This window comes from Aureispira sp. CCB-QB1 (assembly GCF_000724545.1).
Lineage (GTDB): Bacteria > Bacteroidota > Bacteroidia > Chitinophagales > Saprospiraceae > Aureispira.
The window spans coordinates 26,506-38,010 of sequence record NZ_JHBV01000017.1; the positions used below are offsets into that span (position 1 = coordinate 26,506).

Sequence of the window (11,505 nt, forward strand, 5' to 3'; positions counted from 1 at the left end):
GCAACTATTAAAGTGCTTTTTTTTCCAGTATTCATGGAACTGTTTTATTTCGTGTTTGGTATTTCTTGCGGGGTATTGGGCAGTGCCAATTTTAGTAATTTGAATAACTATTGAGCTAGTTGCAATTATCAAACCATTTCACTCATAATCAATACATTTTCATTTTTAAAATATCAAAAAAACGATACTAAATTAGGTTCTAATTACAATATCAAAACGATTACAAAGGTACAATATTATTAGCAATAAAAAATCATAAAACTATTGACAACAAAGCACACTGATTTTATTATAATATTTACAAATAAAATATTAACCCCAAAATCATTTTCCTAGAAATAACATGCACTCAATATCTATCCCTAAGTCGCTTCCTTAATAATAATGTTGTTACTATTAATAGCCCCTATCTTTACAAAAAATAATTCCTTCTACCAACAAGATAAGAAGAAGCTTTGAAGCTCCTTAAAATTCATTTCCTAAAAAAAATAGCTCATTTCTTTGACTTTCTGAAAAAAATATTTATATTTGTAGTTCATGGGTTTTAGGGTTTAGTTTTCTGGTCAAGTTGCTTCGGCAACTTGGCCTTTTTATTTTTATTACATCCCCTATTCTACCACCAATACACTCTCTAAAAATACGTTTCAGTAACTTCTTTAAAAGGGTACTTTTTTTGTAAAAAAATTACCCTAAAAAATCAAAGCCAAAGAAAACTTTTGGTACTTTTTTTGAGTTAATATTATATAGAGATCAATGTAGTGTCTTGTTTCTCCAAAAAAAACAAGATACACTATATCTTTTTACAAAAATTTATTTTTTCACCTTCAAAACAGAGTCTTATGCTAATTTTGAGTTTATTCTTTGCGGTTGTTTTAATGCACATCGGTAAGGACATCTCGGAACAAGGTGTAAGCGTTTATCAAAGCCCTAGATTTTGGGTACAAGTCCTTTCGATGATGCTTATCACTGGTATATCCGTCTTGACCTAATCAGAACATAACATAACCAACACTATCCTATTTCTTTCTTTGCCTTAGAATGATACCACTGGCGGAGCACCCAATACAAAACAAAACCTACTGGTCCGTACAAAAAGGTACCAATAAGGCAAGGAATCAATAGAAAATGTGTTATTCCTCTCTTTTGAGCATCAACTACCTCCCACATACCTACAAATAAATCAAATGCAAGGTAGTGAATCCACCCAATCAGCATAACTTCATCTCTTGCAAAAGCTGCTTTAATTCCAGCCAAAGACATAAAATCTACTGGACTTCCACTAGAAGGCGAGCACAAGGTCATCAATAAAAGTATTAAATAAGCAAAACCTAAGAGAACAATTGGCAAGTGCCAGTCAATCATTTTTTGAGTTCCCTTCCATTTTGGGAAACACAGCAATAAAGCCCAAGGGAGCAATACTGCTGTGTTAAAAAGCTTGAATAATAATGCTGTATCCATGATTTATTTTTTCTTAAGACTCAAATCCATGCTTCTAAAAGAATGTGTCAAGGCGCCAACAGAAATAAAATCCACTCCTGTTTCTGCATATGCACGGACAGTTTCTAAAGTAATGCCGCCTGAAGCTTCTACTTCAAATCGCCCATCAATCAAAGCCACTGCTTTGCGCATCGTATCTGTATCAAAATTATCTAACATAATTCGATTAATTTGCCCTACTTCTAGAGCTTCCTGCAATTCTTGCATATCTCGCACTTCCAAAGTAATTTCCAAATCCAAATGCTGTTCTTTTAAATACGCTTGTGTTTGATTGACCGCTTTTGTAATGGTGCCACAAAAATCAATGTGATTATCCTTAATCATAATTCGATCGTACAAACCAGTTCTATAATTGGTTGCGCCACCAATTCGAACAGCCCATTTCTCTAAGAAACGCAACAGAGGAGTCGTCTTGCGTGTATCCAAAATTTGAACATTCAAGCCATCTACAGCATCTACAAACTGTCGAGACATTGTCGCAATACCGCTCATTCGCTGCATAGCATTCAAAACCAAACGTTCTGTTTTTAAAATTGCTTGACTTTTTCCTCGTACCTCAAAAGCAATGTCGCCATATTTGACAGGCGTTCCATCTTCAATAAATATCTCTATCTCAAAATCGGGATCAACATGCTGAAAAATTTTTTTGGCCAAGGCTACACCTGCCAAGATTCCTTCATCTTTAACCAATAATTTTGCTTTTCCAATCGCCCCTTTGGGTACACAAGCCAAAGAAGTATGATCACCATCTTGAATATCTTCGTGTAAAGCATTGGTTATAAAATTGAGCAATTCTTGGTCGTTTATTTTATTCATAATAATTTATATTTTTCATTCAAAAACAAAGGATACTTATTTTACATTTTAAGCAAAGCTAAACATTTTATCTTTTGAACACAAGATTTTGACTGAATGTTCCAATAGAGACAACTATTTTGAACCTTTCTTTGTTCTTATGTAATCATTTATTAATAGTTAGCTGCGCTACTACTATGTGGTTTCAACGAACTATTGAAATTTATAAGAATTATAATATTAGCTGATAAAACACTCGTTCGAATCACTCTAATAAATGTACTAATACGCTAAGAATGACTACGAATGGAAGTAATGAGCAGTAAGCTGTTCTAATTTTTTTATTAAAACTTAAGTGGATTGAGAAGATTCAGTGCTGAGTTAAGCTTTTAATAAAAAATTTAAGCTTGGTCATTTTTGTGTTACATCATTTAAAAATCACTTCTTTTTAAAAAGATTCTTCACAAAAAATCTTTTCTTTGAGGTTGTGGTAGTAGTAAGTAAATTAATTTAATTATAATATTACTTTATGGGATAATTGCACCTGTTGACACCTGTTATCTATACGGTATTTTTGCTCTTAAAAATAATAGGATACAATCGTCAACTAAACGTTTTTTTTAATATATCGTAAAATCAAAAAACGATCTCAGGCAATAAAATGCATAAATTTAAGTGCCCCACAAAGTAATTATATAACAACAGTTCGTTGAAACCATGTAGCAGCAGTATAGCTAAATCTTGTTCGTTTGATAATCAATAAATTCAAATCTCACAATACACTATTAATTATCAGAGCAATAGAAATACATCTATTTTTTGTTAACTAAGCTTGCGATCTCATGACCATCAACCAACTACTAAATATAAAATAGCATAAGATGAAAATTGGAATTGTGTGCTACCCTACTTATGGAGGGTCGGGAGTGGTAGCAACTGAACTAGGAAAAGGCTTGGCTTCTAGAGGACATAAAGTGCATTTTATCAGCTATCGACAACCTGCTCGATTAGATGCCTTTCACGAAAATATTTTTTACAAAGAAGTTCGCTTTGCCAATTACCCTTTATTTGATTACCCTCCTTATGAAACAGCGTTAGCTAGCAAATTAGTGGATGTTGTCAAATACGACAAGCTAGATATTTTGCATGTTCATTATGCTATTCCTCATGCTTCGGTTGCTTATATGGCAAAAAAAATTCTCCTGAACGAAGGAATTTATATACCTGTTGTAACCACATTGCATGGAACAGATATTACCTTAGTCGGAAAAGACCCAGCCTATGCGCCAACAGTTACTTTTGCAATGAATAAGTCCGATGGGCTGACAGCTGTTTCTGAAAGCTTAAAACAAGATACGCTCAACTTCTTTGATGTTGCCAAAGAAATTAAAGTTATTCCCAATTTTATTGATTTTAACCGTTTCAAAAAAACAGACAAAGATCACTTCAAAAAGGCAATCGCCCCCAATGGGGAAAAAATTATCACACATATTTCAAATTTCAGAAAAGTCAAGCGTGTAGACGATGCCATTCGTATCTTTGACATTATTCGCAAAAAAATAGATTCCAAACTTTTGTTAATTGGAGATGGTCCCGAACGCCAAAACTTAGAACAGCTTTGCCGAGAATTAAATCTTTGTGACGACATTCGTTTTCTTGGCAAACAAGATGCCATTGAAGAACTCTTAGCTATTTCTGATTTGTTCCTAATGCCCTCTAGTAGTGAGAGTTTTGGTCTATCTGCTCTAGAAGCAATGGCTTGTGAAGTTCCTGTCATTTCTTCTAATGCTGGAGGCTTAGCAGAGGTTAATATACATGGCAAAACGGGCTATTTAAGCAATATCGGGGATGTAAAAGATATGGCTGCCAATGCACTCAAAATCTTTAGTACGGATGAAATACATCAAGCGTTTAGAAATAATGCTTTAGAACAGGCTAAAACATTTGATATTCACAATATCCTTCCTATCTATGAAGAATACTATCAAGAAGTAATTGATACCGCTGTGTATGCCAAGTAAACAATAACAACACTGTCAAGCAATTAAGTCATCAAGCATCATAGAGTTTTTTAAACACTATCTGTTTGATGACTTAACGTACATAACGCTCCACTTGGCATTTACGGTCTATAATTTTCTATCCTTTATTTCTCGAACACGTTGATTTGGACGAGCATACTCAAAACGAGCCAATTGCTTAGGAAAATGATACGCATCCAATCCACTTATTGCAACCGTTTCCGCTACATTCAAATCGACAAAACCATCTTCTTGCAAACAAATTTTGGGTACGATCATTTCTTGGATTTGACCTAAAATCAAAATGGTTCCATTTAATGTTATTGGAATCTCTTGCTTAAATTCCATCCCTATTTTTATTTGTGCCTCTTTCACATAAGGAGCACAAAAGTCATTTTTAAAAGTTGGAGTTAAGTTTGTTTTGTCAAACTCGGAAACTTCTGCTGGATATTTTGCAGAGGTATGATGTGCCGCTTTTATAATAGATGTGTTAACATGGTTAATCGTATAAAAACCTGTTGATTTTATATTCTCATAAGTACCCCGAAAAACAGTAGTTGGGCGTAATACAAATCCAATCAAAGGTGGCTCAGAGCCAAAATGTGTTACAGAACTAAAAATAGCTAAATTAGGTGTTTGCTCTGTTTTATCTATCGTTCCTATCAAGCTAGCCGACTTGTATCCTGTTATACTATTAACTAAATTGATTCGAAACAAATGCTCCATTTCTAACAATTCTTCTCGTTGAATTACCCTGTTAATCATATCCTTTTTCTATTTTATAATTTTCGAATGGCTGACATTCCTCCATCCAAAGCAATTATTTGCCCTGTCATCCATGAAGATGTATTTTGCAATAAAAATACGGTTAATTGAGCAGCATCCAATGGTTGACCAATTCTTGCCAAAGGGTGTCGCTCCTCTGCTGCAGCGACTTGTTTATCGTTACGCAATAATCGAGCAGCTAAATCTGTTTCTGTAATGGAGGGCGCTATACCATTTACCCGAATATTGGGTGACCACTCCGCTGCCAAAGAACGAACAAGTCCTTCTATCGCCCCTTTTGCAATACTCACAGATGCATGAAACGCCATTCCCGTTTGAACGGCAACTGTACTATAAAGCACGACAGATCCTTCACTAGATGCCTGCAACCCTTTAACATAAGCTTGCAAGACTTTTACAGCCCCCAAGACATTAATTTCAAAATCTGCCTGAAAGTCTTTTTCCTTTAAGCTTTTAAATGGTTTTAAATTAATGCTGCCTGGGCAATATACAAGACCATTTATTTTCGCTGAAATGGAAGGCAACACATCATTTAGAACATCACAAGAATAAAAATCAAAGTCTCCTTCTAACTCTGGCATATTTCTAGCAATAATATGGACGTGATGTCCTTCTTTGATTAAAAGTTCAGCAGTTGCTTTGCCAATCCCCCGACTCCCCCCAACGATGATATATTGTTGTTTCATAGTTCTTCATTTTTGTAATCAACTTTCATAATATCAAAACAACAGCCTTCTACTTATTATGTTGAGTTAAGAAGCGTTTTTTTTAAAGAATACGTCACCGATTAGTATGTGCTTTTGATACCAAACAACAGCAGCATAAATTAATGTTTCCAACAACGCTACATTATTTAAGTCTTTTTTTAGAAAGCTTCTAAATATAGTGGCAACATCAGGCAGCATAGTATTTAAACCTAACGTTTCTTAAAAAGAGATTCTCTTTTAAGGAAATCACCTATGCTTAACAAAAAAGCAATATAACAAGTTTTTTTTAATACCAATTACCCAGTTTTGGGGTCAACTAGAAACCTTCTTTTTCTAATTTTATTTTTTTTTTATTAATCATTCGTATATCAACTATTATTAACTTCACGTTTAATTAAAAATTAAGTCACATTTAATTCTATAAAAAAATAATCATGCAATACATCCTCCTACTTATTTGCTTTATTATAAGTCCCTCCCTAATTTTTGGACAAAATTCTGATACAGAAAAACGTATGCAAGAATTAGGTTTTGTCAAAGTGGACTTAGACGAATTAGCCAAACAGCAAACTGCTGATAAAAAAGCCTGTTCATCTTGTCCAATGAAACAAGTCAACACGACCACCTCCTCTCCTAAGATCAATCATGCCCATGAAATTGATAAGTTAAAAAATCAACTTCCTCATTTGGAGCAAGCGATTAAAGATGCTAAAGCTTCTACGAATGTAGATCCTAGTATGCTTCAGAAGTACCAAACAGCTTTAAAAAACACAAAAGATAGAATCCAAGTTCTAGAAAAAGAATTGGCTCAATTAAAATCCTCCTATAGATAGTTCTCATTATTATCATTAAAAAATTTTGATTCAACTATCTACCATTATAATAAAAAATATGAAACAGATATATCAACTCTTCCTGCTGTTTGTCCTACTATTAGGAAGTTCAAACATAGTTGCACAAAGTGATTCTTGCTATAATGCAACTCCATTTTGTGATAGTGTTAACCAATACGCTGCTACCGTTAATGGTCCTACAGCTCCAACAGGCAACAATTACGATTGCTTAATCACCCAACCCAATCCAACCTTTTTTACCTTAACCGTTTCTCAATCAGGAACAATTGACATTACTCTACAAAACACTGCTGGTGTAGATATTGATTATATTCTTTGGGGACCTTATCCCGATGCTGCAACCGCTCAAAGTTTTTGTGGCAATTTAGGAAATGGTACACTTGCCAACGGCAATGTCGTTGATACCTGTAGTTATTCCTCAGTAGCTACCGAATTTGTACAAGTATCTAATGCTGTAGCAGGCTCAGTCTACATTTTGATGATTACCAACTTTTCTAATCAGCCGACGAATATTTTTAGTACCTCCAATGCAGGTACAGGTAGTATTGGCTGTCCCTGTAATTTAGGTTACAATATAGATACACTTAATTATCCTATTAACAATGGATTTTTAACCGATACAAGTGTTGTTTATGGGCAGTACGTTGTTTGCCCCAACGATCAACTTGGGATACAAATAGGTGTTTCGGGCAATCCCACGGATACCCTTCGAATATATCAACCTTTTACAACCATCAATAGTGTCTTCCCTGGTGCCTCTTTGTTTACCGCATCAGGGCTAAACCACGATACGATAAGTATAGGAGCCGTTTTCACTCCAGATCGTTCTCATATTGGAACACAACAATTTGACATAGCGGTCCAATCAACAACGCCAACCAATACCTGTCAAGAAATTGTAACCATAGAAGTCATTGTTCCGGGAATTGACTTGCGGGATACGACCATATGCTCGGGGGATAGTATAAAAATCCCCATAGATACCTTCCCTGTCACTTATGTTGGTTTCTCTCAATATAAGTGGACGCAGATAGGAGGTATTCCTGCCACTATTTCTGATGACACCTTAGCACAACCCAGTATTTCAGCTCCTCCCCTCCCCGCTGGAGTTGCCTACGATTCAATTGTTTTAGAGGTTGATTTTAGTTACGGTGGTTGTGTCACAGTTGATACCGTAACGATTATTGTCATCGGTATTCCTAATGCAGAGTTTACCTATCCCAATACTGTTTATTGCCAACAAGGACCAAGCAATCCAACAGGAGTCATTACCGGCACCCCTGGCGGAACCTTTTCTTCCAATACAGGAGTCGTTTTTGTCAATACACAAACAGGGGAAATAGACTTGGCTAATACACCAGTTGGCAACCATAATATCTTCTACGAATTATCTAGTCCAGGAGGTCAATGTGATGCTAGAGATACATTTAATTTGTCAATTATAGGGATTACTACCTTCGAAGCAACTGCAAGTGAGTATTTTATTTGTGACAATGAATTGGACACTGTCCAACTTAACTTAAATGTTGTTTATGGTGGTACTGCCCCCAGTAGTCCAACCTATTCTTGGACACCAACAAGCAATTTAAACAATCCTAACATTCAAAATCCTCTTGCATTTCTAATAGAACCAGATACTTTTGTTGTTAGTTACGATGATGGTGTTTGTGCTGTACAAACAGATACTGTCTCTATTTCTTCGCCTTATCCAGCTAATATTACAGTTAGTCCAGATGCTACGATTTGTAATGGTGCAACAATACAACTAGGGGCAAGCGTAGCAGCAAGTTCTGGAAATCAAAATTTCTGTATCCCTGCATCAACTACTATTGTTACAGAGAATACAACTTTAGTTACCCTAAATGTTTCTGGAGTTGCACCTAGCGTTATCAACTCAGCACTTATAGCTTCGTTAAGTACTCAATTGGGTATTAATATGAATGCCATAGGGCATATTACAATTGATTTAATTGCTCCTAGTGGAGAAGTTGTTACATTAAGTAATCGAAATGGAGGACTGAACACAGCCTTTCCTTCTTCAACCTTCTCTTCTGCGGCTGGAAATGCAGCAATTACATCCATACCTTTCTTTGGAGGAATTCCTGCGGGTTCATACTATCCACAAGCAGGAGCATCGGGTTTTAATACCTTGATTGGTGCCACCACAAATGGTACATGGACACTAAGAATTGTACACAACAATTCAGGTTTAGGAACAACTAATGGAACTTTAACAGATTGGTGCCTTACTTTCCAAGATTTATCGCAAGCGACTTTCTCTTGGAGTCCTAATTATAATATTAGTTGTGTGGCTTGTGATAGTCCTTTTGTAAATCCAACGGTTGATACTGCTTATATGGCCATTGCACAAAATGCATTTGGCTGTAGAGATACAGGTATTGTTAACATCACAATTGATTCTGCACTACCTGCCCCAATTTTAACTTGTGGAAATATTACATCAACTACTGTTACTTTTAACTGGGCACTTATTCCTGGTGCAGCCGGTTATAGCGTTTCTGTAAATGGTAATACTCCTAATATTGTGGGAGCAACCGTAGATTCTTTCCAAGTTACAGGCTTAACGCCTAGTCAATGTGCACAAATTACAGTTTTCGCTTTATCAGGTACATCTTGTCAAGATGGTGACCCTGATTCGCTGACATGCTGTGCCGTTGGATGTACAAGCATTGATCCAATTACAATAGGTACCAGCGGTCCAACGACATTCTGTTTTGGGCAATCTGTAACATTAGATGCAGGAGCTGGTTATAGCTCTTATCAATGGTCTACAGCTGTGAACGACACCAATCAAACAGTTACCGTTACAACCACACAATTAGTTAGTGTTACAACTACTGATGCATTGGGTTGTTTGGATACTGGCTCTGTACAAATTACCGTTACTCCTGGTCCAACTCCGACTATCGTGCCAAGTGGTTCGACTACATTGTGTGCAGGCGATACCGTATTCTTAGATGCGGGAAGCTTTGCCAATTACGCATGGAGTCCCTCTGGAAATACACAAGTTATTCCAGCAACAACAAGTGCGGTTCATGTTGTTACTGTTACCGATGCACAAGGATGTATAGGCTTCGATTCTATTATTGTAAATGTTGGTGCACCACTATTAACACCAATTACAAAAACAGACTTATCTTGTAACGGCACTGTTCCTGGTGATGGAACAGCAACAGTAGCTCCTTCTGGTGGCTTTACTCCTTATAGTTATAACTGGAGTACAGGAGCCAATACTGCAACGATTAGTAATTTAGTGGCAGGTACTTATATTGTTACAGTAACGGATAATAACAATTGTGTTGCTATTGATAGCATCGTTATCAATGAACCTACTCCAGTAGTTGCTACGACAACAGGAACACCTGTTAGTTGTAATGGAAGTAGTGATGGAATTGCTCGTGCCTTTGGTTCAGGAGGAACACCTGGCTACAACTTCCTGTGGGATGCGAATACAGGTAACCAAACAACAGCCTTTGCAACAGGACTATTACCAGGTACTTACTGCGTAACTATAACGGATGCCAATGGTTGTACAGATACTGCTTGTACTGTTATTCTACAAACAACTCAAACCTTTAGTGCAAGTGGCGATACGACAATTTGTGAAGGCGATACAACACAATTAACGGCGACCTTGGCTGATGGTTATACATGGACACCTGCGGGTAGTCTAAATAATGCTAATGCGCAAAATCCACTAGCATTCCCAACAACAACTACTACTTATTATGTTACTGCTGATATTTTATCTGGTGTTAACATTATTTATAATGGTGATTTTGAAGATGGAGACGTTGGGTTTTCTAGTGCCTATACAGTAGGAACAGGAGGTCCATTTGGACAATTATCCAATGCAGGAACATATGCAATTAATACCAACTCAAGTAATACACATAACAATTTTTCATCTTGTACAGATCATACTTCTTCCTCAGGAAACTTTATGATTGTAAATGGTTCTACTGTTGCCAATCAAAGTGTCTGGTGTCAAACAGTCAATGTAACCCCTAACACCGACTATCAATTTAGTACGTGGGTTACTTCGGTTGAAGCAACAAACCCTGCTAGTCTACAGTTTTCTATCAATGGTGTCAATGTAGGAAATCCATTTAGTGCAAGTTCTACAACTTGTCAATGGAATCAATTCTTTGCTACTTGGAATTCTGGCACGAACACCACTGCTACAATTTGTATTGTTAATCAAAATATTGGTAATGGTGGAAATGATTTCGGTCTGGATGACATAGAATTTGTGCCAATTTGTAATATGGTAGACTCTGTTGTCGTAACGGTAAATCCTAAACCTACCATTACGATTAATAACAATACTCCTATCTGTGAAAATGATACCATTAATCTAACTAGTAATGGAGGAGTTGCCTATAATTGGTCTGGTCCAAATGCATTTACTAGTGCTCAACAAAATCCAACCTTATTGAATGCTGTTGCAGCAAACAGTGGTCAATATATAGTTACAGTAACAACGGCTTTGGGTTGTAGTGATACAGCATCTACTAATGTGATCGTTAATCAACATCCTTCCGTGACTATCTCTAATACCCCAGTATTGTGTTTTGGAACTAGTACAGGAACTGCAACAGCAAACGTTACTGGTGGTGGCGGTGGATATACCTATACTTGGAGTAATACACAAACTGTTAATCCTATTACTAACCTACCAATAGGAAGTTATCAAGTTACAGTAATTGATGCGAATGGTTGTTTTGATAGTGCCAGTACTACCATAAGCGAACCAAGTCAAGTAACAGCAACAATAAGCACAACAGCAGTAAGCTGTCATGGTGGTACGGATGGTACTGCAAC

General features: G+C 36.4%; 7 protein-coding genes. 3 read left to right on the forward strand and 4 right to left on the reverse strand.

Annotated elements, in window-relative coordinates:
- Positions 1-1,011: 1,011 nt before the first annotated feature.
- Complete coding sequence (locus CG11_RS08400; protein WP_052595064.1) at positions 1,012-1,458, reverse strand: ABA4-like family protein; 447 nt, start codon at positions 1,456-1,458, stop codon at positions 1,012-1,014.
- 3 nt (positions 1,459-1,461) lie between these two features.
- Entirely contained in the window at positions 1,462-2,313 is an 852-nt protein-coding gene (gene nadC / locus CG11_RS08405) for a carboxylating nicotinate-nucleotide diphosphorylase (RefSeq protein ID WP_052595067.1), read from the reverse strand.
- A gap of 860 nt (positions 2,314-3,173) precedes the next feature.
- Between nadC and bshA the strand changes: the two genes are divergently transcribed.
- Positions 3,174-4,313, forward strand: coding sequence for an N-acetyl-alpha-D-glucosaminyl L-malate synthase BshA (bshA, locus tag CG11_RS08410; protein ID WP_052595068.1), 1,140 nt, complete (start codon positions 3,174-3,176; stop codon positions 4,311-4,313).
- A gap of 108 nt (positions 4,314-4,421) precedes the next feature.
- On the opposite strand, the gene CG11_RS08415 is transcribed toward bshA, so the two are convergent.
- Positions 4,422-5,078 (reverse strand): flavin reductase family protein, encoded by a 657-nt coding sequence (locus CG11_RS08415; RefSeq protein WP_052595070.1) that lies wholly within the window; start codon positions 5,076-5,078, stop codon positions 4,422-4,424.
- A gap of 14 nt (positions 5,079-5,092) precedes the next feature.
- Complete coding sequence (locus CG11_RS08420) at positions 5,093-5,785, reverse strand: SDR family NAD(P)-dependent oxidoreductase (protein ID WP_052595072.1); 693 nt, start codon at positions 5,783-5,785, stop codon at positions 5,093-5,095.
- A 455-nt stretch (positions 5,786-6,240) separates the two neighbouring features.
- Between CG11_RS08420 and CG11_RS08425 the strand changes: the two genes are divergently transcribed.
- Together CG11_RS08425 and CG11_RS08430 are read left to right on the forward strand one after the other, a co-directional pair.
- The gene (locus CG11_RS08425) at positions 6,241-6,639 is read left to right on the forward strand and encodes a hypothetical protein (RefSeq protein ID WP_052595074.1); all 399 of its coding nucleotides are present in this window, start codon (positions 6,241-6,243) and stop codon (positions 6,637-6,639) included.
- Positions 6,640-6,697: 58 nt separating this feature from the next.
- The coding region (locus tag CG11_RS08430; protein ID WP_197043804.1) for a SprB repeat-containing protein at positions 6,698-11,505 on the forward strand (4,808 nt) is incomplete at its 3' end.